Here is a 21,794-nt window from a genome sequence, read left to right on the forward strand (position 1 = left end):
AGTCAGGTCCTGGGGCGGAGGCGAAGTTTCGTTCTGGAAACTTCGTGAGGCCCTATCCGGAACCAGATCCAGCCTAATCCGTCATACCGTCTGCCCCGGTGTAACCTGGCTGATGACGTGACGGATGGTCATGAAGAGGCGCACAACGGTTGCCGTCAGCAAGGCGCACACGAATACGGTCAGCGCAAAGATGACTTCATACATCATCTTGTACCAGCCATCGGGCATCTTATCGAACTCCCCAACCGGCAGGACCAGCATCAGGAGCAGGATGACGGCGCCGACCAGGCTGACGGTCGACAGCCACGCCACCTGCGAGATGCTGCGATAGACATCGTCATCGAAATCGGTCCGCGTCTGGTTGGTGAGGCCCAGCAGGGTCAGCATCAGGGCGAGCGTCGTCGCTGACGCGCCGGCGATGGCCGAGCCGAGATAAAGCCCCGTCTGTGTCAGCGCCTGAATGAGATTGGTGGCTTCAGCTTCGCTATAGACATTGCCGATGGCAAAGCGCGCCCCCAGCCCGATCAGGAGAATCAGCCCCGTTGTCAGTATGACCGCCCAGTGTTTCACGCAGCGCTCCTTTCCAGCCTTCCTGTTACGATGAAGTAATGCAGGCTCCCCATTCGCGTTCCGCGCAGCGCCGGTGTGCTGCAGTCCCGACGTGTGAATGCCGTTGCCACAACACATCTCCCTCGTGGCCCGGCGGGAACGCGCCCGTCTCCAGACCGTTGGTTTTCCAATCAGATAACGAAGGAGACGACCATGTCAGACAAGACATCGCTCGAGACGTTCCGGCAGGCATTTGCCGACTTTTCCGACAAGACGACCAGCGTCTATGTCCCCTGCCCGGCTGTGGAGATCGGCGGCGAAAAGTGGCGCATCCTGCGCAAGAATGTCGTCGATGCCGTCGAAAAACATGCCCCGGACGCCAAGTTCATCATCGAGCGCCTGCAGGAGTTCGAACTGCCGGACTTCCGCGCCAACGGCATCGCGCTGTTCGAAGACAAGAACAATCGCCGCATGGCCCATCTCAATTCGCGTCCCGTCGCCTCCATCACGACAGGCGAACATCCCTTTATCCTCCCGCTTCTGGCTGACTTCCAGAGCCGGCAGACGCACTGGGTTCTTTTCGTGGCGAAGGACGAGCCGAAGCTGTTCCTTTATCAGGGCGGCAATGTGAAGGACATGACCGACCGTCTCGACGCGCCGAAATACCGCTCCGTCGAAGCGCGTCGCCACGTTCAGGACGATGTGTTCTTCCATTCTGGCTCACGCGGGTCCGCCCGAAACAGCGAGGGCCGCTCGGTCCACCATGCGCTCGGGACCGGCCAGGATGAGGAGCGCGACAAGACCGATCGCGCCTTCTATGAAGAGATTGCCAATGCCGCCGACGAGGCCCTGCCGCCGCAGACCAAGACGCTGCACATCATCGGCGAGGAAGGCACTGTCGGCCACTTTGCCAAGGTGATGGAACATGGCCGCTTTGACCTCGTCCAGCACCATGCGGGCGGCGCCAATGAGGTTGAGGCCCACATCAAGGAAGCTTTCCAGGGTGAGCCGGTTGGCGACGGCCAGCTGCCGGAAGGCAAGAGCCTGCCTGACCTGCAGGATGCTGCCGTGGCCGGCCAGGTAAGCATGCTCTACCTGCCCATCGAAAGCGCCCTGCTTGAAGAAATGCATGAGCAGGCCGACGAGCATGTGAAGTTTCGCGAATTCGCCCATGACAGCGATGAAGCCGAACAGAACCGCACCACGATCCTGGCGCTGGAAAATGGCGCCGATATCAGCTGGTACGCCGCTCACGAGCATGACGCCGTGGCCGAAATCCGCGCCGATCTTCGCTGGTAGGCGATCTGCTCTTACTCAATTGCGCCGCGTCAGCCCTTGGACTGAGGGCTGGCGCGCGCTAATGTTGGGCCAAGAGAAAAGCGAGACGCCCCATGTTCCTCAACTTCTTCAATGAACTCCGTTCGGCCAAGATCCCCGTCACGCTGAAGGAATACCTCCTTCTGCTGGAGGCGATGGACAAGGAAGTGATCGATATGGAGGTCGAGGACTTCTATTATCTTTCGCGCGCCGCTCTGGTGAAGGATGAGCGCAATCTCGACAAGTTCGACCGCGTCTTCTCCCATGTCTTCAAGGGGCTCGACACGATGCAGGACGCTGTCGATGTGCAGGACCTGCCGGAGGAATGGCTGCGCAAGATGTCGGAGAAATTCCTCACCAAGGAGGAAATGGACGAGATCGAGGCGATGGGCGGCTTCGAGAAGCTCATGGAGACGCTGAAAGAGCGGCTCGAAGAGCAGAAAAAGCGCCATGAAGGCGGCAATAAATGGATCGGCACGGGCGGCACATCGCCTTTCGGGGCGAATGGCTACAATCCCGAAGGCGTGCGTATCGGCCAGGAAAAGTCCCGCCACCGCCGGGCGGTGAAGGTCTGGGACAAGCGCGAATTCAAGAATTACGATGACAGTGTCGAGATCGGCACGCGCAACATAAAGGTTGCGATGAAGCGCCTGCGCAAATGGGCCCGCGAAGGCGCCGATGAGGAACTCGACCTCGACAGCACGATCCGCAAGACGGCCAAGCAGGGCTATCTCGACATCGAGATGCGGCCCGAAAAGCGCAACACGGTCTCTGTCCTCCTGCTGATGGATGTCGGCGGCTCCATGGACCCGCACATCCGCGTCATGGAAGAGCTGTTCTCAGCGGCGCGTTCAGAGATCAAGAACCTCGAATACTACTACTTCCACAACTGCATCTATGAGGGCCTGTGGAAGGACAATCGCCGCCGCATGAATGAGCGTATCCCGACTTGGGACGTGCTCCATAAATATCCGTCAGACTATAAGGTCATCGTTGTCGGCGATGCCACGATGAGCCCCTATGAGATCACCTATGCGGGCGGTTCGGTCGAACACTGGAACGAGGAAGCGGGCGGCCTCTGGCTCCAGCGTTTCGTGAACCAGTTCCCGAATTTCGTCTGGCTCAATCCGGTCAAGGCCGGCGCATGGGAGTACACCGGCTCCATCAAGCTCATCAATGAGCTGATCGGCCCCGGCCGCATGTTCGAGATGACCCTGCAGGGCCTTGAGGATGCGATGAAGGAGCTGAGCCGCTAGACGCGGCCCGGGCGATTACTCTTCATACTGCGCGCAGAAGTCCGGATTGCCGGCCCCATCGCCGAAATTGCAGCCGCGCGCAATCTCGTCGCGGATCATCTGGCAGCTATTCTGCGCATTGCAGGGTGGATGGGTCGCCGGGGACATCTGGATGCACTGATCGACCAGCTCGGCGGCCGCCTCTTCCCCCAGCTCTGACCGGCATGAAACATCCTCCGCAGCTTCATCAGCCGGTTGCGACGCTGGTGAGGCAGGCATGGCTTCCGCACCCTGCTCCTGCGCAGGGGGTGTGGGCGGGGATTCCGGCGTTTCGCCAGCCGGTGAACAGGCCCCCGCAACGGCCAGCAGCGCGATGGGCAGAAAGAAGAGGGGTCTCACTGGCGGCTCCGGGTGATTGCGACGCACCTATCAGACAACGCCTTTACAGCCCCTGCGGCAACCCTTCTAAATCTTAAAAACAGAACAGGATGAGGAGACGCGCCCATGCCCCGGATCAAGGCCAATGGCATAGAGCTGGAATATCGTGAAACCGGTTCGCCGGATGACCCGATGCTGCTTCTGGTGTCCGGTTTTTCCGCCCAGATGATCACCTTCCCTCAGGAGCTGCTGGACGGTCTCGCCAGCGCCGGCCGCCGCGTCGTCATCTTCGACAATCGCGATATTGGCCTTTCGACCGAGTTCACCAATGAGGTTCCACCCGCTCCCGGGGACATCATCAACGGCCTTCGCGAGGGCAAGGATATGAGCGGCGAAGTGCCCTATGTCCTCAACGATATGGCGGCCGATGCCGCCGCCCTCATCACGGCCCTCGGTGCAGACAAGGCCGATGTGATGGGCTTTTCCATGGGCGGTATGATTGTCCAGCTCATGGCGCTCAACCATCCGGACAAGGTTCGCACCCTCATTCCCGTGATGACCACGTCGGGCGACCCGTCCCTGCCGCCGTCCACCCCCGAAGCCCAGAAGGCGCTGACGGCCCAGCCGGAAATGCGCACCGCTGATGCGGTTGCCGATATCTCGGTGGACTCGCGCCGCGTGATCGGCTCCAGGGATGGCATCCGGTCCAGCGATGAAGAGATCCGGGCGATGTCTAAGGCCTGTTTCGAGCGGTCCGACCGGCCCATGGGCGTGGCCCGGCAATACGCCGCCATCCTCGCCCAGCCGCGCTGGCATGAACGGCTGTCGCAGGTGAAAGCCCCGACCCTCGTCCTGCACGGCGCCATCGACCCGCTTATCCGACCGGCCGCAGGAGAGGATATTGCAAAACGCATCCCCGGCGCCGAAATCGAACTCTTCGATGGCTGGGGCCATGACATGCCGAAAGCGATGGCCGGGCCTCTGGTCGCGCGTATCAAATCCTTCCTTGACCAGCACAAACCCTAGGAGCCGCCCGGACTGACCATGAATGACAAACCCCTGCAGCAGATCGATACCGGCCTCTGGCTGGGTGAAGGACCTCTCGTCAACTTTCATGGCATGCCCTACCCGACCCGGATGATTATCATCCGCCTTCCGGATGGCGGGCTCTGGGTCTGGTCCCCCATTGCGCTCTCAGAGGCGCTCAAGTCAGAGGTGGAGGCGCTGGGGCCGGTGGCCCATCTCGTCAGCCCGAACCCCATCCATTACCTGTTCCTCGTCGAGTGGCACAAAGCCTGGCCGGAGGCCAAACTCTGGGGCCCGCAAGCCACCATAAAGAAGTGCGACACGCTTCCCTTCGAGGCGCCGCTGGAAGATACAGCGCCAGAGAGCTGGCAGGGCGTCATCACCCAGGCCTGGTTCCGGGGCTCCTTCTTCATGGACGAAATCGCCTTCGTGCATGAGCCGACACGTACCCTCATCCTGGCCGACCTGTCGGAAAATTTCAGCGAGGATTTCCTGAAACGCCACTGGAAGAGCTGGCAGCGTGTCATCGCGAAAGCCGTCGGCATTGTGGCCGGCAAGGGCCATGCGCCGCTGGAATGGCGGCTGAGCTGGCTGAACCGCAAGCCTGCCCGCCAGGCACTGGCAAAGGTCATGTCGGCCAGGCCGGACCGTGTCATCATGGCCCATGGCGAATGGATCGATACGGGCGCAGATGCCTTTCTCCGCCAGTCCTTTTCCTGGCTGATACAAGACAAGAAGGAGCCCTCAATTGGCTGATGAAAACAGGCTGGTCCTGACAGAGACCGATAGCGACATCCTCACCGTCACGATCAACCGCCCGCAGGCACGCAATGCGGTCGACCGCGACACCGCGCAGGCGCTCTATGAGACTTTCAAGGCGTTCGATGCCGATGACAGCCTGTCCGTGGCCATCCTGACCGGCGCGGGCGGCAATTTCTGTGCAGGCGCCGACCTGAAAGCTGTCTCTGAAGGACGCGGCAATATTACCACGCCCGACGGCGATCTTGGCCCGATGGGCCCTTCGCGCCTTAGCCTGTCCAAACCCGTCATTGCTGCTGTTGAAGGCTATGCCGTCGCAGGCGGTCTGGAGCTCGCCGTTTGGTGCGACCTGCGCGTGGCCAGCGAAACCGCCAGGTTCGGTGTGTTCTGCCGCCGCTTCGGTGTGCCGCTGATCGATGGCGGTACGATCCGCCTGCCCCGCCTGATCGGCCAGTCCCGCGCCATGGATCTGGTACTGACAGGACGCGAAGTCGGCACCGATGAAGCGCTCGAAATCGGCCTTGCCAATCGCCGCGCCGAAGCTGGCGGCGCCCTTGAGGCCGCGAAGGCCCTTGCCCGCGACATTGCCGGCTTTCCTCAGGTCTGCATGCGCACCGACCGCGCCTCCGTGCTCAGCCAGTGGGGCCTTGATGAACAGGCCGCGCTGCGCGCCGAAATCGAAGGCGGGATAAAGGTCATTGAGACGGGGGAAACGCAGGCTGGCGCAACACGCTTCAAGTCCGGCAGCGGCCGGCACGGCAAGTTCTAGCCTACCAGCCGCCACCACCGCCGCCGCCGCCCCCGCCGCCGGAAAAGCCCCCGCCTCCTGCACCGGAGGAGGACGAGCTTTGCGGCATGGAGGCGACCACAGCGGCGCTGAGATTTGTGGCAATCGCCCTGTTGAGACTGGAGGCCGAGCCCCGCCCGACATGCGCCGCGCTCCAGGCGGGATGATAGTCGGCTGCTTCCCGGGGCAGCAGCTTTTCGAAATGTTCCGTCCAGGGCTCCTCGACCCCAAGTGCCACCGCATAAGGCAGGAAGGTCTCGTAACGCTCCTTCGTCATGGGCGGCGGGGTCTTCCCGCCCACTTCGGCGGCGTTGAGCTGCAGCTTTTCAGCTGTCTCCATATAGAGGCGAAACCCCTTGATCTTGGTGCGGATCTCCTCGCCCTTCTGGGTCGCAGCCGGCATCAGGTACATGAACAAACCGTTGACCAGGGCGATGGCGATGACGAGGCCGGTCAGCCAGCTATTCCAGTTCGTCGCATGAATAATGGCAAAGATGATCGCAACCGCAGAGAGCGCGATGGCAATGAGCGTATAGCCAAGATTCCAACGGAAATAGTCAGGCCCGAACTTCTCCGAGACTTTCGCCCGGAACGCCTGATAGGCGGCGCTGAATGTCTTGTCTTCGCGCTTGCCGAGTGTGAAGGGCCCTTCGGAAAAGAGCTTGCGCATGACCAGCCATTCCTCATTGGGCAGTCTTTGCGCACCTTCCACAGGCATAGGCGTCAGAATTGTGCCCTTCCACTCATGCACCTCGATATCGATCCGGCCCTTGATGCCGAGATTTATGAGCGTCGCAGTCAGCGCGTCATGATCGCTGAAGCCGCGATGATAGATGTAATGACAGGCGGCAGGTGAATAACCCGCTGGCGGTTCGTAGAGCGGAAAGACGGGCCCGCGCTCTGGATCGCGCCCGACCCGGTTCCAGGACCGGTAGAGAAAGACGAAGACACCAATGAGCGAGGCGAGCAGCACAGCCAGCGCCCCATGGCGCTGCCACCAGAGCGCGCGCTGATCGCCGGCCGAAAGCGGAGCAATCGCGCCCTTCTCAAGGCTAAGCGAAATCGTCAGCCCCTCATGGCGCGCAAGCGGCTCTGTCGTTTGGAAAACATGGGCACCGCCGCTCTCGCTGTAACGATAGGCGCTCTGCGTGCTGCCCTGCGCCCCTGTGTACCCCGACTGGCCTGTGACCTCCGCGCCGTCCGGAAGCAGGATGCGGGCACTGGCAGAGAGAATTGGAAAATCCCAATAGCTACCCGTGACGTTCCAGTAGAGTTCGTCATGATCGGGAAAATACCGGATCTGGTTCTTTACCCGGTAGCTGATCTCATAAAGGTGTTCGCCGGCGCTGAGACGGCGGTCCGGATCCCCGATGCGGATACGATAGGCATTGCCCTCCGATGAGGTCTCGTAAGGCTCGTCATTGCCGTCCCGTTCAACCGACAGGATGTCATAATCATAGCGAAGCCGGTCGCCCTTGCTCTCGAAGTAGCGCGGCAGGTCGCGGAAGATCCCGCGCTTTATCTGATAGCCTTCGGCGTTGACCGTAATGGCTTCGGTAACGACGATATCTCCATCCTGCGCGACATCTATCTCGACATCGAAGCGATTGATGACCTCTTCACCTACGGCCGGAAACGCCGCGACAAGAAGAACGCAAACAAGGGCCAGAAAACGCGTCATTACGACTTGCCTCCGAATTCGACCTCCGGCACGGCCCGGTCCGCCGTCTCGATCTCGAAATAAGCAGCCTGATGGAAGCCGAACGGGCCGGCAATGACATTGCCGGGGAAGGTCTCGACAGCGGTATTCAGCTCGCGCACCGCACCATTATAGAAGCGCCTCGCCATCTCGATCTTGTTTTCAGTGTCGGCAAGGTCGTCCTGGAGGTCCTTGAAATTGGCGCTCGCTTTGAGCTCAGGATAGCCCTCGCCCAGCGCGATCAGCCGCCCAAGCGGATGCGACAGCGCACTTTCCGCCGCCCCGCGTGCGGCCGCATCGTCGCCGGCCTCGCGCGCACGGTTGCGCTTTTCGACAATCTCCTCGAACAGCTGGCGTTCATGGCTGGCATAGCCGCGCACAGTGGCGACGAGAGAGGGGATGAGATCGGCCCGGCGCTTCAGCTGGACATCGATATCGGCCCAGCCATTGTTCACCATCTGGCGCTTCGCAACCAGACGATTGTAGAGCACGATAGCCAGCACAAGTAGCGCGACAATCAATCCGCTCACGACCAGAACAGCGGTCATGCAGGCTTTCCTCCTCGCAACATCGCAGCCGATTATCGGGGAAAGATCGCGCCCTGTTAAGCCAAAAACCCAAACGCCTATGTTTCTCCTTCGCTCAAGAAACAGGCATATGCCGGTCATTGCGCGGGCCCGGGTCGCGCCAGGTTGACAGGCCGGACCGCGCGGCGCACCGAAAAGCGCTCTTACAAGGAGGACGTCCATGCACAAAGCCCTGCTGCTCGCCTTTGGTTCATCGCTGCTTGCCCTTGCGGGCCTCGCGCAGTCCCCCGAGGCCCCAGCGGACGTTGGAGACACCGCAGCAGAAAACGGCTCCTATGGCGGCCAGGCAGGCCCCGACATGTCAATTGAAGCGATGAGCCCCGAAGACGAAGCAGTCAATGTCGGCCTCGCCGGACAGGACCCGGCCAATATTGCGCGCTACCTTCTGGCGAGCGGCGCAGGCGGAGCCGGTCTCTCGCCAGACGGTGAAACGATCGCCTTCCGCTGGGACGTGACCGGTGAGGCGCAGCTCTGGACGCTGCCGGCAGAGGGCGGCCAGCCCCGGCAGCTGACATTTGGCAATGGCATCACATTCTCCGCCTGGGCCCCCGACAGCGAGACACTGGTCTACGGCGCCGACAATGACGGCAATGAGCAGGAAAGCTATTACCGCATCGCGGCAGACGGTTCATCGGAAGCGCTGGTCCTGCCTGCCGTCGAAGGCGGCTTCCGCGTCTTTGGTGATTTTGGCCGTGACGGCGAAACCGTCGCCTTCGCCTCGACCGAGCGCAATGGCGAGGATTTCGATATCTACATTGCCGACCTCTCCACCGGAGAGACCGCGCGCCTTTATGAAGGCGTCTTCGGCTTCTATGCGCACGAGATTTCGCCCGATGGCACAAAGCTCATCGTCAGTGAGAGTGTGGGCGAGGATTCCGATAATCTCTACCTGCTCGACATCGAAAGCCGCGAGATGACAACCATCGCGAAGCCCGATCCGCGCGCCAACCATGCTGACGGCGGGTTTGCCTGGCTGCCGGACTCTTCGGGCTTCTATTTCTCCACCAATGACGGCCGCGAATTCTCGGCCATCACACGCTATGATCTCGCCACTGGCGAGACGACCACCGTCAAATCGGCTGACCATGACCTCGGCGGCGTGATACTCTGCGGTGAGAGCGGCGAGTACATGATCTATACCGAGAATGCCGACGGCTTCGACCGTCTGCATATAGACCGGGAGGGAGAGCCGGCAGGCCTGGACACGAGTCTGCTGCCAGAAGGTCAGTACCAGACGAGCTGCCCATTGACCGGGGCCAAACTCTCCATCCACGTAAATGGCTGGCGCACACCGGGTGATGTCTACGTCATGGATCTCGAAACCGGAGAACTCGACCAGGTGTTTGCCTCTGACTATGCTGGCCTGGACCCGGATCGCCTTATCCGCCCGGAGAGCGTGCGCATGACGGCGCGCGACGGCGTCGAGCTGCAAGGCCTGCTTTACCTGCCCGATGAAAGCTCCCGTGAGGCAGACGGGCCACCGCCGGTGATCTTCTTCGTGCATGGCGGGCCAACCGGCCAGTCCGTCGCAAACTTCGATGCGGTTGTGCAGTACCATCTGGACCGCGGTCTTGCAGTCTTTGAACCGAATGTGCGCGGCTCGACCGGCTTCGGGCGGACCTATGTCACGCTGGACGACCAGAAAAAACGCCGCGACAGCGTGCGTGACCTCATCGACATGCTTGCCGCGCTTGAAGCGGACGGACGTGTGGATACCAGCCGGGCCGCCGTGGTTGGCGGCTCCTATGGCGGCTATATGGTGAACGCCGTCCTCGCGCTCTATCCGGATGCTTTCGATGCAGGCGCGGCGCTTTTCGGCGTCGGCAACTGGGTCACCGCCCTGCAGGTCGCCTCGCCGTCCCTGAAAGCTTCCGACCGGATCGAGTATGGTGACATCAGCGAGCAGGAATGGGTCGACTACTACACCGAAAATTCGCCGGTTGCGCTGGCTGACAATATCAAGGTGCCCGTGCTCTACTCGCACGGCGTTCAGGACCCGCGCATCGATATCTCCGAGACCGAAATCATGGTGAAGACGCTGCGCGAGAACGGGATCGAGACCCCTTATATCCGAATCCCGGACGAGGGGCATGGCTGGCGCAAGCTGAAGAACCAGCTCTACTATTTCCGTCGTCAGGCCAACTTTCTCGAGGAACAGCTGACCGGCGAAACGGCCGAATAGCGCGGGTGCAAACACTGGTCATGTGCCCCGCTTTCAGGCATCGGGGCCCATGATGCCGTCTGCCCTTCGCCTCTTCTTCATCACCGGGCTTGCGATGACGGCCTTTGCCGCCAATTCCGTCCTGGCACGCCTTGCCATGGCGGGCGGTGAAGCCGGCCCGTGGGCCTTCACGCTGCTGCGCATCCTGTCCGGAGCCCTGGTGCTCGCCCTCATCGTCTCACCCGGACGTGCCGTGCGCGCCGGAAGCTGGGCGTCCGCCGCCGCGCTTCTGGCCTATGCGGCCTTCTTTTCACTCGCCTATCTCTCGCTCACCACCGGAACCGGCGCGCTCATTCTCTTCGCCCTGGTCCAGATTACCATGATCGGCTGGGGCCTCGCGATTGGAGAGCGCCTCTCCGCAGCGCGCTGGGCCGGAATGGCGCTCGCTGTCGGCGGACTTGTCTGGCTGCTGATGCCGGGGCTTCAGGCGCCGCCGCTGACTGGCGCCCTCCTCATGGCCGTCGCCGGGGTCGGCTGGGGCATCTATTCGCTTCGCGGACGCAACCAGCGCCAGCCCACCCTGCTCACCGCCGGGAATTTCGCGCGCGCGGCAGCGCTCAGCCTGCTCATCGGCTTGCCTGCTTTGCTTGTTTCCGGCGAAAGCGCGCCATCCGTGGAAGGCGCCGCCTATGCGCTGGCCTCCGGCGCAATCACCTCGGCGCTCGGCTATGCGATCTGGTATGCGGCGCTCCGTGATCTCAGCGCCAGCCTCGCGGCCATTGCGCAGCTTACCGTCCCGGCCATCGCCGCGCTTGGCGGCATGATTTTCCTTGAAGAGCCGCTGACCGTGCGCTTCCTCATCGCGACTGCGCTGATCCTCGGCGGCGTCGCGCTGGCCAGCCTCAGCCGCCGGAAAGCGCGCGCCTGAAGCTCGTCTTCCTGCGGCCCCTGGCCCTACTCGGCCTCTCCGACACCCAGCCAGGCTTCACGGAAACGCTGTTCTGTCTCAGACAGGGTTTCCTCGCCGGCCTCCTTACGCGTGATCTTGAGCGCCGGGTCCCCGGCGAGCGTGACCGAAACGCTCCCCTCCCCCGTGCGCGAGACATAAGCGACCTCAACACTGTCACCGGGCTCATGGCGCGCCAGGGCGGCCTCGACATCCGCGGGCGATTTCACGCTGAAACGACCGATGCGAACGATCTGGTCACCGCGATCGAGCCCAGCCTCATAGAGCGGCGTGCCGCGGACCGTGTTCGACGCGATCTTCACGACAGGGCCATCTGTCTCAAACGTCGCGCCCAGCCATGCTTTTTCCGGATTTGCAGGCGCCAGCTCAAGACCGGCCTGCGCGAGCAGCGGGCCATAGTCCGGCAGTTCCCGGGTCTCGATATAGGCGTCGAAAAAGCCTTCCGCGAACGCCGCGTCGCCGGTCACCTCGCCAAGCGTCTGGACAAGGTCTTCATGCGTGTATGGCGTTTCGGTCTTTCCGAATTTCTGCCAGAGGCGGCGCATATAATCGTCGAGCGACAGCCCCTCGAACTTGCCGCGCAGCTCCAGGTCCAGCGCGAGAGCGATCATGGCGCCATAGGAATAGTAGGACACGAATGTGTTGGCATTATTGTCCGGGTCGATGGCGGTCGCCGCGTCCACAAAAGCCGCGCGCAGGCTCATATCCATTGGGGAGCGCAGGTCCCGGCCCGCGCCGTTCTGCACATAGCTCAGCGTGCGTGCGAGGCTGGTGAGATACTCATCCACCTCCTCCTCGCCAGCCCGCAGGAGGGTGAGCGGCCCATAATAGCTGGTAAAACCTTCTGCGAACCAGAGGCTCGTCGTCGGATTGGCTTTGGTGAAATCGAAAGGCTGAAGCTCGGCCGGGCGGAGACGCTCGACATTCCAGGCATGGATAAACTCATGCGACAGGGTGCCGATCTGATCGAACTCCGCCTCGTAAAGTCCAGACGAACTGGTAATCACCGTCGAGTTGCGATGCTCCATACCGTCGCCGCTGACATAGGGCAGGTAGCCGGCAATGAATGTATAGGTGCCATGGTCGAAGCGGGGCGCCTCGCCGAACAGGGCGATCTGCTCATCGACCACCTTCTTCGCCATCTCAGCGAAGCTGTCGACATCTTCCTCAGTGCCCTCATGGTGGACGGCGAGCCGGATGGTCTGGGCAGACTCGCCCTCGCCAATCGTCCATTCGCGCAGGTCGAAGTCGGAAAGCTCGGTCGGGCTGTCCATCAGATATTGAAGGTCCGGCGCGGTAAACCGCATCGGCGCATCTCCCGGCACAAGCTGCGTCGCCGCCTTCCAGTCCGGCGAGACCGGCTCGAAGCTGATCTCGGCAGGCCGGTCCTCCAGCCCTTCGGCCCAGAGCAGCGTCGCCGGCATGTTGAGATGCGCATGGGTGGTGTCGATCTGTGAATAGGTACCGTCCGCGCGGTCGCCATAGAGCGTATAGAACACCGTCACTTCGCCGCCATGGTCCGGCACGGTCCAGGAATAGGGATCGTCCTGTGTCACCGTCAGCGGCTCCCCGGCCGCATCGACGGCGCGCAGGGCATACACATTCTTTGCAAACTCATGGATCGCATACCGGCCCGGCGAGGCGCGCGACATGCGCACCGTGAGCGGTGCATCTTCCAGCTCGCGGAAGGTCACGGCGACCTCCGCCTCATGGTGAACCGCATTGGGGAAGGACACCTCATAGGAGACCGGCGCGTCCTGCGCCCAGGCCCCCGCCGACAATAAAAGGGCGGAAGAACTCAGTAGGGTTACGCGCATGGACCGGACTCCTCTTGCTTCGTCTGGCACGCATATAAGCGATGAATCGGGCAAAGGACCAGACGAGCTGGCGCGAGACCGGGCTTCGCCCCGGACCGCCGCCTCTTCTCTTTCCAGCCTGCATCATGAGCAATTGACGGCGGCGTCGATCCCGGCCATTGGCACTCTCCATGACTGAGGCCCCCGCCACCCGGAAACATGGGAAGAATGCCTTCCTGTTCGTCATCGTCTGCGTGGCGATGGACATGATCGGCTTTGGCATCATCATCCCGGTCATGCCTTCGCTGCTGTCCGAGCTTACCGGTCAGCCTGCCGCCGAAACCGTGGTGATCGGCGGCTATCTGATGGCGACCTATGGCATCCTGAACTTCGCGGCGATGCCCACGATCGGCAATCTGTCCGACCGTTTTGGCCGGCGCCCTATCCTTCTGGTCTCCATTGCCACGCTGGGCATGGATTTCATCATCATGGGTCTCGCAGACTCCGTCTGGCTACTCTTTATCGGGCGCGCGCTGACCGGCATTTCATCGGCAACCTTCTCGACCGCCAACGCCTATATTGCCGACGTCACAGAACCTGAAGACCGCGGCAAGGCCTTCGGGATGATCGGTGCCGCCTTCGGCATTGGTTTCATCCTCGGCCCCGCTATCGGCGGCCTGCTCGGCGCCATCGATACGCGCCTGCCCTTCTTTGGGGCGGCGGTCCTTTCGGTCATCAATTTCCTCTACGGCTTTTTCGTCCTGCCGGAATCGCTAAAGCCGGAACACAGGCGCGCCTTTGAGCTACGCCGCGCCAATCCGTTCGGGGCGGTGAAACACTTCTCCAAGGTCCCGAAAGTCGCCTGGTTCATCGTTACATTCGGCATCTTCCAGTTCGCCCACAGCGTCTTCCCCTCGACCTGGAACTTCTATGCCGACATCCGCTACAACTGGTCGGAGGCGCAGATCGGCTTCTCACTGGCCTGTGTCGGCCTTGGCTCCGCCCTGACGCAGGTCTTCCTGATCGGCCCATCGATCAAGCGGTTCGGGCCTCTACGTACCGCCCTCTATGGCATCCTCATCATGATCTTTGCGCTGGCGCTCTATTCCATCGCGGTTCAGGGCTGGATGATCTATGCGATTATCCCGCTGAGCGCGCTTGGCGGCATTTTCGGCCCGGCCCTCAACCAGATCATGTCAGGTCTCACGCCGCGAAATGCGCAAGGCGAGCTTCAGGGCGCCACCGCCAGCCTCAATGCCTTCTCGATCATCTTCGCGCCGCTCCTGATGACCCAGACACTACACGCCTTTTCCTCGCGCGAGGCGGACATCTACTTTCCGGGCGCGTCCTTCCTTTTGGCGGCGGTGCTGACAACGCTGTGCCTTCTGCCCTTCTATCTCGGTGTGCGGGCCAATCGCGAAGAAGTCGAACAGCTCGCGCCCGCAGAGTGAGAATCGAGACCAGACTCCATCTGGCCTGCCGCCTCCCATTCGCCTAGAAGCAGAGCCATGGCTGATCGACGCCCCGCCCTTTTCCTTGACCGCGACGGCGTCCTGAACGTCGACCGGGGCTATGTCAGCCGCGTCGAGGATTTCGAATGGGTGGACGGGGCCCGCGAATGCGTCGCCAACTTCAACCGGCGCGGCTGGTTCGTGTTCGTCGTGACCAACCAGTCGGGCATTGCGCGCGGGCTCTATACCGAAGCCGACATGCACACGCTGCACGCCCATATGGAAGCCGAACTGGAAGCGGCCGGCGCGCGGATCGACAGATTCTACCACGCCCCCTGGCATGAAGAGGGCGAAGTGGCGCGCTATCGCAAATCCAGCATCGACAGAAAGCCCGGCCCCGGCATGCTCCTGCAGGCCATGGCGGACTTCAACGTCAACCGCGAGCAGAGCTTCCTGATCGGCGACAAGGAAACCGATATGGAAGCTGCCAGGGCGGCCGGCGTCGGCGCCTTCCTTTTCAGGGGCGGCAATATCGCAACATTTGCCGAATGGGCGCTTGCAAGTTTTGAGGATGGCGCGCGCGGCTGAGCCGCCCTGCCCCCTTTCCCAGACAAAAACTGCCACCGATGGTCTGAAATGTATTGACTCCGCCCCCTAACATAACATGTTATATAACGTGTTTGGAATGGAGGTTACCATGAGCATCGACATCCTCGAAATGAGCGGGCACCTCGCCCTTGGCAGCCGTCTCAAGCGTCTGGCCGAACGCATGCAGGCCGATGCGGGCCGCGCCCATGCCGCGATGGGCTTCCCGATGCAGCCGAGCCAGTTCTCCCTGCTCTCGGCGCTCGACCGTTTCGGCCCGATGACGGTCAGCGAGGCCGTCGACCGCCTGAATGCGAGCCAGCCCGGCGTCACCCGTATCCATAATTCACTCAAGGCGCTGGGCCTCACCCGGCTGGACGGCGTGCCCGGCGACAAGCGCTCGAAACGCATCAGCCTGACGCCGGAAGGCCAGAAGCTCGTGACCAGCATGAAGCACAATATCTGGCCCTATATCGATGCCGCCGCAGCTGACATCTGCGCGGGGCCAGACGGCGACGTGCTGAGCCTTGTCGCCCGCATGGAAGAGGCCCTCGACGCGCAGTCCCTGGAAGACCGCGTGATGGCGCGCCGCCAGGAAATGAATCCCGGAGGCCTCACCATCGTCCCCTATGAAGACGCGCTGGCAGCCGATTTTGCGGACATCACGAAGGAATGGGTGGAAGACATGTTCACCCTCGAGCCGGAAGATCTCGCCATCATCGAACACCCCCGCGAGCGGATTCTGGACCGGGGCGGCCGGATCCTTTTCGTTGCCACCGAAGATCTGGGCATTATCGGCACCTGCGCCCTGATGCGGGTCGAAGGCGACAGTTTCGAACTGACCAAGATGGGCGTGCGCGCGGCGGCGCGTGGGCGGCGTGCGGGCGAGTTCCTGCTGGAGCGTACCCTTGCCGAAGCGCGCACCATGCCGATGGCTGAGCTATTTCTGCTCACCAACAGAAAGTGCGAGGCTGCCATCCATCTCTATGAGAAAGCAGGATTCGAGCATGACGCATCGATCCTGGAGCGGTCTGCCGGGCGGTATGGCCGCGCCGACGTCGCCATGTCCTATCCCGCTGCAAGGCTGAAGCGCGCCTAGAGCGGCTTCAGCGTCTTCCCGTTGAGCCCGCCCATCCGGCAGACTTCCATCCATTCGTCTTCCTTGACCGGCTGCACCGACAGGCGGAAGGACGTCACCAGCGCCATGTCCTCGAGCGCCTCATTGGCCTTCACCGCCTTGAGGGTCACAGGCTCGGGCATGTCGCAGACGGCAACCAGGTCGACCGCGTCCCAGCGTTCGTCATCGGTGGTCTTGTCCTGATAGCTCTCAGCCGACACCTCAACGATACCGACGACCTCCAGCCCCTTGTTCGAGTGATAGAAGAAGCCCTTGTCGCCGACCTTCATGTCCCGCATGAAATTGCGCGCCTGATAGTTGCGCACGCCGGTCCACTGGGTACCTTTTTCGCCCGCCTTGGTCTGGTCATCCCAGCCCCATTTGAACGGCTCGGATTTGAACAGCCAGTATGCCATCGCGAAACTCCTTCAGATTCAGTCGTCCGCGCAGACTTAAGCGCAGATTCGCACGAGATCGACAGGCGGCTCTAGCCGGTCGCCGCCGATTGCAGGCAGGCCTCGCGGACAAGCGTCTCCATCTCGTCCCAGCCCTTATAGGCGCGGATGGCCCTGTCGGCACCGATCCACGCATCCTCAAAACACTCCCTGAGGTCGTCATTGGTGAGGATAGGCAGCAGCGGGTCGAGACAGACACGAATGGTAAAACAGATCGCCCCCGTCTCCGGCAGCTTGCGCACCGTCTGGCGTTCGACGCGCAGGAACAAGTCCTCCGGTTCGGCGCCCAGCGCCAGCGGGCGTTCCGGGGTAAAGCGCGCCCCGCCCGCCTGCACCGTCCAGTTGAAGCGTTCCAGAATCCGGCCGGGCGCAAGGCCGGCAAAGATACGGTTCACCCGCGAGGAGAGGAGCGGCGATCCATCCGGGACCGGCTCATGCAGCTCGTCTATCGTGCCATCCATTGCCTCAAAGAGGGACCAGTAAGTCGGCGCGGTGACCGCCGCCGCCGTCAGGCGCCAGGTGCCGTAATCATCCTTCTCCAGGATACAGAGATCGTCGGAGACGAGCGTCGCCGCCACGCCGAGCGCGCTATCGGCGGGACATTGCGATGAGACATTCACCGCCTCGCTGATCATGGCGAGAAGCTCACGCGCCGGCGCCCCGTCCACATCGCCTCTCAGCGTCTCGTCGGCCTGTTCCTCCAGCAGCATCAGCCGCTCAAGCTCGCAGGCCTCAATCTCCGTATCGGGCAGCAGCCAGCGGTTTTCCGGAATAGGCTTCAGCGCCGGAAGCGCCTGCGGCGGACCGTGCAGGAAGGGCAGATAGGGCGGCGACCTAAGCGGCACGCGCCTCTCCCCAGCTGACAAAACCAGCAATTTTCGGTGTGCTCGGCAGGTACATGGTGTGCACATCTTCCATCACAAACCCGCTATCGCGCAACATGACGCATGCGTCACGGGTGAGATGACAGCCACCGGCCAGCGGTTTCCATATCGGCTCGATGCGCCGCTGCCATTTCGCAACGCCCTGGTCGGGGGCAAGCCCGTGTTCGGAGAACAGGACCTTGCCGCCGGGCTTGAGCACGCGCCGGACCTCTGCCAGCGCGCCGGCCCAGTCCGGAATGGTACAAAGGACGAAAGTGATGACCACCGTATCGATGGAGGCATCCTCCAGCGGCACGCACTCAGCGCCCGTTTCCAGAAACTCGATCTGCTCAGCCCAGCCAAGCCCGCTGGCGGCCTCCCGTGCGCGTTTCATCATCTCCGGCGACGGTTCGAGCGCGTAGAGCCGTTCGATCTGGTCCGGCCGGTAGAACTGAAAATTCGTCCCCGAGCCACAGCCAAGCTCGAGCACGCGGCCTTTCGCCAGCGGCACGACCTTCTCGCGCTGCTTCATGATCGGTTTGGTCGCGCACGCGCAGGAGATAAGCGGCGGAACGATGAATTTGTCCCAGACCCCCATTGGCGTCAGCTCCTCCCTCTGAGGCGCTGCTTGGCCGCGGCATTTGCCGGGTCCAGTGACAGGCCCTGCTGGGTCATCATCACATCATAGGCGAGCCCGTCTTCCATCGGCATGTAGACAGCAGAGCCGAACTGGCTGCCCTTGACCCCGACACGGTCGCCCTGCTCGCGGGCCAGCGCAAAGACGTCGAGGCCGGGATTCTCCGACAGGGCGAGCCCGTTGCTGGTCGCTTCGGACACGTTCTCGGTATTGTAGCGCTGGTTCATGCGCCCTTCCATATATTCGAGCCGGTAGACGCTGTCATAGCCGAGCATGTTGGCCATCGGCTCGAAGGTGATGACCCGCGCGCCCATGGCGAATTCATCGCCGCGCAGCACGCAGGGCTCGCCCTCTTCGCCCGGCACGAAACAGGTCACATCGCCCCCGCCCGCCAGCACGACGCGCACACGGTAAGCGTCCGCTTCACCGTCCACGGCATCGAAATTCACCCGCGCCACGGGGCGCTCATAGGTCAGGCGTTCATAGGTCTGCAGGTTCAGGCCGAAGAAGGTGCCAATCCCGGCCGCGCCCAGAAAACCGACACCGAACAGAAACCTCAGCCCACCGGTAATCACGCGCAGCTTGAACAGACGCCCGAGACCCGCAAAGGTCAGCATGAGGCCGACCACACCGGCAAGCGCCGGCAATATCCACCAGATCAGTCCCATCTCGTCCTCATTCGGCGTCATTAAGCATGACTTGCAATGACCCTAGCCTAACATTGCGGCCTGTCACCACAAGAAACCGGGCTGGCAGGCCTGTCATAAGGCCGGATCGACCTGTAAGAAGACACCCACGACCACTTTGAAGGGGAGCATTTCCAGAATGAAACGGACTTTTCTCGCAGGCGTCTGCCTGCTCGGCCTCGGCGCCGCGCCTGTCCTGGCGCAGGACAAGAGCGACGAAGACAATTCGCGCCGCTTTACCGCTGATCGCGTTTTCGACATCGAATACGCGACCTCCCCGCAGATTTCCCCCGACGGCTCGAAGATCGTCTATGTCCGCCATTCCATGGACCGGCTCAGCGACAGTGACCGCGGCGATCTCTGGATCATCGACGTTGCCTCTGGCGAGCAGCGCCCGCTTGTGACCGGCGGCGCCTCGGCGGGCAGCCCGGCCTGGTCGCCGGACGGCTCGAAACTCCTCTACACGACTGCCTCCGCCGACGGGAAACCGGAACTGCGGATGCTCTACACAGACAGCGGCCAGAGCTTTTCGCTCGCCCAGCTGGAATATGGCGCCTCGGGCGCGACCTGGTCGCCGGATGGCTCGATGATCGCCTTCTCCATGTTCGTGAAGGGTGAGAAGCCGAGCTTTGCGACGGCCCCCTCCAAGCGTGAGGGCGCTGAATGGAACGAGCCGGTCAAGGTCTATGACGACATCACCTTCCGTTTCGATGGCCAAGGCTATCTGGAGGAAGGCGCCACGCACACCTTCGTGCTCTCTGCCGATGGCGGCTCCCCGCGCCAGATCACCGAAGGCGACGCAGACCTCACCGGCCCGGTCTGGCTGGATGAGGACACGCTTCTCGTCACAGGAAACACGGCAGAGGACCGCGACCTCGACCCGATCGAGAGCGAGATCTATGCCGTGGAGCTTGCCGACAAGTCGATGCGTGCCCTGACCAGCCGTGACGGGCCGGACTACCGCCCGGCCGTCTCCCCGGATGGCGAGACCATCGCCTTCCTCGGCTATGACGACAATGTCATGGCTTATGAGCAGGCCAATCTCTACCTGATGAATGCCGACGGCTCGAACGTCCGTGAGGTCGCCGCAGACTTTGACCGCGAATTCGCTGCGCTCCAGTGGGCGCCCGATGGCCGCTCGCTCTACAGCGCAATCGAGAATGCCGGCAATGTCGACCTCTTCCAGATCACAACGGGCGGCGACACCTCCATCGCGGTCTCCGGCCTTGGCGGCACATCCATCGGTCGCCCCTATGCCGGCGCCGATTTCTCCCTGTCAGAGGGCCGCAATCCCGTCATCGCCTATACGGCTGGATCACCCGACCGGCCTGCAGAGGTCGCCGTGGCCGGGCGCGGGGTCAATGCCCGAACGCTGACCGCGCTCAACGAAGATGTCCTGCCCTATCTCGACATGGCCCGTGTGGAAGAGCTCAAGGTCTCCTCCAGCGCCGACGGGCGCGAGATCGAAGCCTGGGTTGCCTTTCCGCCAGATTTTGAGGCCGATGGCAGCTTCCCGCTGGTCCTGGAAATCCATGGCGGCCCCTTCTCCATGTACGGCCCCTTCTTCGCCAGCGAGATCCAGCGCTATGCGGCCGAAGGCTATGTCACCGTCTGGTCCAATCCGCGCGGCTCGACCGGCTATGGCGAGGAATTCGCCCAGCTGATCGACAAGGCCTATCCCGGCAACGACTATGATGACCTGATGAGCGTCGTCGATGAGATGGTGGCGCGCGACTATGTCGATCCGGACCGCCTTTTCATCACGGGCGGCTCCGGCGGCGGCGTGCTGACAGCCTGGACGGTCGGCAAGACCGACCGCTTTGCCGCGGCCGCGACGATCAAGCCTGTCATCAACTGGTTCACCATGGCGCTTGCCGGGGACATCGCCCCGATGGTCTGGCGCCACTGGATCCGCGAGGACCCGTGGGAGAACCCGCAGGCCTATTTCGACCTGTCACCCATTTCCCTTGTCGGCAATGTCACTACGCCGACCCTGGTCATGGTGGGCGAGGAAGACTACCGCACCCCGGCCTGGGAAGCTGAACAGTTCTACACCGCGCTCAAGCTGCAAGGGGTGGAGACCGCGCTGATCCGCGTGCCGGAGTCGCCGCACTATATCGCCAGCCGCCCCAGCCGTCTGATCGCCAAGACGGACAATATCATGGGCTGGTTCGCCAAGTTCGATCCTGCCAAACAGGACGAAGACGAGGACAGCGCCGAAGACTAGCCGCCGCTCAAGGCCCGGCCAGCCTGCGCTGGCCGGGCCGCACGTCCGGCGTGCCGACCTTCTCGCTCCAGCCCATCGCCTGATAGGCCTTGATGGCATTTTCATTCTGCGTATCGACATCCAGCGCCAGCGGCGCGCGGGCAAGGTCGCGCGCGACATCCAGAAGACCCGAGGCGATCCCGCAGAAGCGCCAGTCCTGCGCCACGAACAGATGCGGGACATAGGCCTTTCCGCGCTCCAGCGTCAGAAAGCCGACAATGCCGGCCTTCCTTTCCTCGGCCACGATGCAGCGCGAGCCGCGCAGCGTCTGTCGCAGGCGGATAAGCTCATCGACGGGGCCGCCCCGCCAGGGAAATGCATCGAGGCAGTCGAGAAAAATCGTCTCGACATCAACATTATCCTCACGCCCGTAGGGGCGGATCGTCCAGCCGGCGGCAGGGTGGATCATGAGCGCCATGAGGTGATGCTAGCGCCATAAGCTCATTCGCGGAAGTGATATGTGACATTCAAAT

At 62.4% G+C, this 21,794-nt stretch carries 21 protein-coding genes; 11 read left to right on the forward strand and 10 right to left on the reverse strand.

Translation table 11 applies throughout. From position 1 onward, the window contains the following. Positions 1-81: 81 nt before the first annotated feature. A complete protein-coding gene (locus ABNU55_RS10360; RefSeq protein WP_290752857.1) occupies positions 82-570 on the reverse strand; it encodes a hypothetical protein in 489 nt (162 codons plus the stop codon). 192 nt (positions 571-762) lie between these two features. Between ABNU55_RS10360 and ABNU55_RS10365 the strand changes: the two genes are divergently transcribed. Next, positions 763-1,848, forward strand: a complete 1,086-nt coding sequence (locus ABNU55_RS10365) for a hypothetical protein (RefSeq protein ID WP_290752854.1) — start codon at positions 763-765, stop codon at positions 1,846-1,848. A 92-nt stretch (positions 1,849-1,940) separates the two neighbouring features. After that, positions 1,941-3,122, forward strand: a complete 1,182-nt coding sequence (locus tag ABNU55_RS10370) for a VWA domain-containing protein (protein WP_290752852.1) — start codon at positions 1,941-1,943, stop codon at positions 3,120-3,122. A 15-nt stretch (positions 3,123-3,137) separates the two neighbouring features. Here the strand turns inward: ABNU55_RS10370 and ABNU55_RS10375 are convergent, their stop codons facing one another. Next, positions 3,138-3,500, reverse strand: a complete 363-nt coding sequence (locus ABNU55_RS10375; RefSeq protein WP_290752850.1) for a hypothetical protein — start codon at positions 3,498-3,500, stop codon at positions 3,138-3,140. A 105-nt stretch (positions 3,501-3,605) separates the two neighbouring features. Here ABNU55_RS10375 and ABNU55_RS10380 point away from each other — a divergent pair, with 105 nt between their 5' ends. Genes ABNU55_RS10380 through ABNU55_RS10390 form a run of 3 tightly spaced genes read left to right on the forward strand, consistent with a single transcriptional unit; the run spans position 3,606 to position 6,033 of the window. Next, positions 3,606-4,505, forward strand: a complete 900-nt coding sequence (locus tag ABNU55_RS10380; protein ID WP_290752848.1) for an alpha/beta hydrolase — start codon at positions 3,606-3,608, stop codon at positions 4,503-4,505. Between the two features lie 18 nt (positions 4,506-4,523). Continuing rightward, complete coding sequence (locus ABNU55_RS10385; protein WP_290752846.1) at positions 4,524-5,261, forward strand: DUF4336 domain-containing protein; 738 nt, start codon at positions 4,524-4,526, stop codon at positions 5,259-5,261. Further along, positions 5,254-6,033 (forward strand): crotonase/enoyl-CoA hydratase family protein, encoded by a 780-nt coding sequence (locus ABNU55_RS10390; RefSeq protein ID WP_290752843.1) that lies wholly within the window; start codon positions 5,254-5,256, stop codon positions 6,031-6,033. Before ABNU55_RS10385 ends, ABNU55_RS10390 begins: the two co-directional genes overlap by 8 nt. Before the next feature lies 1 nt (position 6,034). On the opposite strand, the gene ABNU55_RS10395 is transcribed toward ABNU55_RS10390, so the two are convergent. Continuing rightward, the gene (locus tag ABNU55_RS10395) at positions 6,035-7,732 is read right to left on the reverse strand and encodes a DUF2207 domain-containing protein (protein WP_290752840.1); all 1,698 of its coding nucleotides are present in this window, start codon (positions 7,730-7,732) and stop codon (positions 6,035-6,037) included. Beyond that, positions 7,732-8,298, reverse strand: coding sequence for a LemA family protein (locus ABNU55_RS10400; RefSeq protein WP_290752837.1), 567 nt, complete (start codon positions 8,296-8,298; stop codon positions 7,732-7,734). Before ABNU55_RS10400 ends, ABNU55_RS10395 begins: the two co-directional genes overlap by 1 nt. Before the next feature lie 199 nt (positions 8,299-8,497). Here ABNU55_RS10400 and ABNU55_RS10405 point away from each other — a divergent pair, with 199 nt between their 5' ends. Both ABNU55_RS10405 and ABNU55_RS10410 read left to right on the forward strand, forming a co-directional pair. Continuing rightward, on the forward strand, positions 8,498-10,519 hold the full coding sequence (locus ABNU55_RS10405; protein WP_290752834.1) for a S9 family peptidase: 2,022 nt from the start codon (positions 8,498-8,500) through the stop codon (positions 10,517-10,519). Between the two features lie 49 nt (positions 10,520-10,568). Then, on the forward strand, positions 10,569-11,426 hold the full coding sequence (locus ABNU55_RS10410; RefSeq protein WP_290752831.1) for a DMT family transporter: 858 nt from the start codon (positions 10,569-10,571) through the stop codon (positions 11,424-11,426). A 26-nt stretch (positions 11,427-11,452) separates the two neighbouring features. Here the strand turns inward: ABNU55_RS10410 and ABNU55_RS10415 are convergent, their stop codons facing one another. Then, positions 11,453-13,282 (reverse strand): PDZ domain-containing protein, encoded by a 1,830-nt coding sequence (locus ABNU55_RS10415; RefSeq protein WP_290752828.1) that lies wholly within the window; start codon positions 13,280-13,282, stop codon positions 11,453-11,455. Between the two features lie 170 nt (positions 13,283-13,452). On the opposite strand from ABNU55_RS10415, the gene ABNU55_RS10420 reads away from it, so the two are divergent. The 3 genes from ABNU55_RS10420 to ABNU55_RS10430 all read left to right on the forward strand — a co-directional run bounded on the left by ABNU55_RS10420 (position 13,453) and on the right by ABNU55_RS10430 (position 16,396). Next, the gene (locus ABNU55_RS10420) at positions 13,453-14,712 is read left to right on the forward strand and encodes a TCR/Tet family MFS transporter (RefSeq protein ID WP_290752825.1); all 1,260 of its coding nucleotides are present in this window, start codon (positions 13,453-13,455) and stop codon (positions 14,710-14,712) included. A gap of 57 nt (positions 14,713-14,769) precedes the next feature. Next, a complete protein-coding gene (locus tag ABNU55_RS10425; protein ID WP_290752822.1) occupies positions 14,770-15,300 on the forward strand; it encodes an HAD family hydrolase in 531 nt (176 codons plus the stop codon). 109 nt (positions 15,301-15,409) lie between these two features. Beyond that, positions 15,410-16,396: a GNAT family N-acetyltransferase gene (locus ABNU55_RS10430; RefSeq protein ID WP_290752819.1), complete on the forward strand. Its 987-nt coding sequence runs from the start codon at positions 15,410-15,412 to the stop codon at positions 16,394-16,396. Here the strand turns inward: ABNU55_RS10430 and ABNU55_RS10435 are convergent. The 4 genes from ABNU55_RS10435 to ABNU55_RS10450 form a co-directional block, all read right to left on the reverse strand. Continuing rightward, entirely contained in the window at positions 16,393-16,830 is a 438-nt protein-coding gene (locus tag ABNU55_RS10435; protein WP_290752815.1) for an EVE domain-containing protein, read from the reverse strand. The genes ABNU55_RS10430 and ABNU55_RS10435 overlap by 4 nt on opposite strands. Positions 16,831-16,901: 71 nt before the next feature. Next, positions 16,902-17,714: a heme-dependent oxidative N-demethylase subunit alpha family protein gene (locus ABNU55_RS10440; RefSeq protein WP_290752812.1), complete on the reverse strand. Its 813-nt coding sequence runs from the start codon at positions 17,712-17,714 to the stop codon at positions 16,902-16,904. Further along, positions 17,704-18,330 (reverse strand): class I SAM-dependent methyltransferase, encoded by a 627-nt coding sequence (locus ABNU55_RS10445; protein ID WP_290752809.1) that lies wholly within the window; start codon positions 18,328-18,330, stop codon positions 17,704-17,706. The genes ABNU55_RS10440 and ABNU55_RS10445 overlap by 11 nt, the downstream gene beginning before the upstream one ends. 5 nt (positions 18,331-18,335) lie before the next feature. Continuing rightward, positions 18,336-19,037 (reverse strand): hypothetical protein, encoded by a 702-nt coding sequence (locus ABNU55_RS10450; protein ID WP_290752806.1) that lies wholly within the window; start codon positions 19,035-19,037, stop codon positions 18,336-18,338. A 157-nt stretch (positions 19,038-19,194) separates the two neighbouring features. Here ABNU55_RS10450 and ABNU55_RS10455 point away from each other — a divergent pair, with 157 nt between their 5' ends. Next, positions 19,195-21,282: a S9 family peptidase gene (locus tag ABNU55_RS10455; RefSeq protein WP_348764350.1), complete on the forward strand. Its 2,088-nt coding sequence runs from the start codon at positions 19,195-19,197 to the stop codon at positions 21,280-21,282. Between the two features lie 7 nt (positions 21,283-21,289). Here the strand turns inward: ABNU55_RS10455 and ABNU55_RS10460 are convergent, their stop codons facing one another. Continuing rightward, the gene (locus tag ABNU55_RS10460) at positions 21,290-21,739 is read right to left on the reverse strand and encodes a GNAT family N-acetyltransferase (RefSeq protein ID WP_290759995.1); all 450 of its coding nucleotides are present in this window, start codon (positions 21,737-21,739) and stop codon (positions 21,290-21,292) included. Between the last annotated feature and the right edge of the window lie 55 nt (positions 21,740-21,794).

The organism is uncultured Henriciella sp. (assembly GCF_964005855.1).
Classification (GTDB): domain Bacteria; phylum Pseudomonadota; class Alphaproteobacteria; order Caulobacterales; family Hyphomonadaceae; genus Henriciella.

Bases quoted from the DNA above. Each gene is read 5' to 3' on its own strand.
- ABNU55_RS10380 (WP_290752848.1), top strand. From the start codon at position 3,606: ATGCCCCGGATCAAGGCCAATGGCATAGAGCTGGAATATCGTGAAACC.
- ABNU55_RS10385 (WP_290752846.1), top strand. From the start codon at position 4,524: ATGAATGACAAACCCCTGCAGCAGATCGATACCGGCCTCTGGCTGGGT.
- ABNU55_RS10370 (WP_290752852.1), top strand. From the start codon at position 1,941: ATGTTCCTCAACTTCTTCAATGAACTCCGTTCGGCCAAGATCCCCGTC.
- ABNU55_RS10400 (WP_290752837.1), bottom strand. From the start codon at position 8,298: ATGACCGCTGTTCTGGTCGTGAGCGGATTGATTGTCGCGCTACTTGTG.
- ABNU55_RS10445 (WP_290752809.1), bottom strand. From the start codon at position 18,330: ATGGGGGTCTGGGACAAATTCATCGTTCCGCCGCTTATCTCCTGCGCG.
- ABNU55_RS10405 (WP_290752834.1), top strand. From the start codon at position 8,498: ATGCACAAAGCCCTGCTGCTCGCCTTTGGTTCATCGCTGCTTGCCCTT.
- ABNU55_RS10460 (WP_290759995.1), bottom strand. From the start codon at position 21,739: ATGGCGCTCATGATCCACCCTGCCGCCGGCTGGACGATCCGCCCCTAC.
- ABNU55_RS10435 (WP_290752815.1), bottom strand. From the start codon at position 16,830: ATGGCATACTGGCTGTTCAAATCCGAGCCGTTCAAATGGGGCTGGGAT.
- ABNU55_RS10455 (WP_348764350.1), top strand. From the start codon at position 19,195: ATGAAACGGACTTTTCTCGCAGGCGTCTGCCTGCTCGGCCTCGGCGCC.
- ABNU55_RS10450 (WP_290752806.1), bottom strand. From the start codon at position 19,037: ATGGGACTGATCTGGTGGATATTGCCGGCGCTTGCCGGTGTGGTCGGC.
- ABNU55_RS10365 (WP_290752854.1), top strand. From the start codon at position 763: ATGTCAGACAAGACATCGCTCGAGACGTTCCGGCAGGCATTTGCCGAC.
- ABNU55_RS10420 (WP_290752825.1), top strand. From the start codon at position 13,453: ATGACTGAGGCCCCCGCCACCCGGAAACATGGGAAGAATGCCTTCCTG.
- ABNU55_RS10430 (WP_290752819.1), top strand. From the start codon at position 15,410: ATGAGCATCGACATCCTCGAAATGAGCGGGCACCTCGCCCTTGGCAGC.
- ABNU55_RS10415 (WP_290752828.1), bottom strand. From the start codon at position 13,282: ATGCGCGTAACCCTACTGAGTTCTTCCGCCCTTTTATTGTCGGCGGGG.
- ABNU55_RS10395 (WP_290752840.1), bottom strand. From the start codon at position 7,732: ATGACGCGTTTTCTGGCCCTTGTTTGCGTTCTTCTTGTCGCGGCGTTT.
- ABNU55_RS10425 (WP_290752822.1), top strand. From the start codon at position 14,770: ATGGCTGATCGACGCCCCGCCCTTTTCCTTGACCGCGACGGCGTCCTG.
- ABNU55_RS10410 (WP_290752831.1), top strand. From the start codon at position 10,569: ATGATGCCGTCTGCCCTTCGCCTCTTCTTCATCACCGGGCTTGCGATG.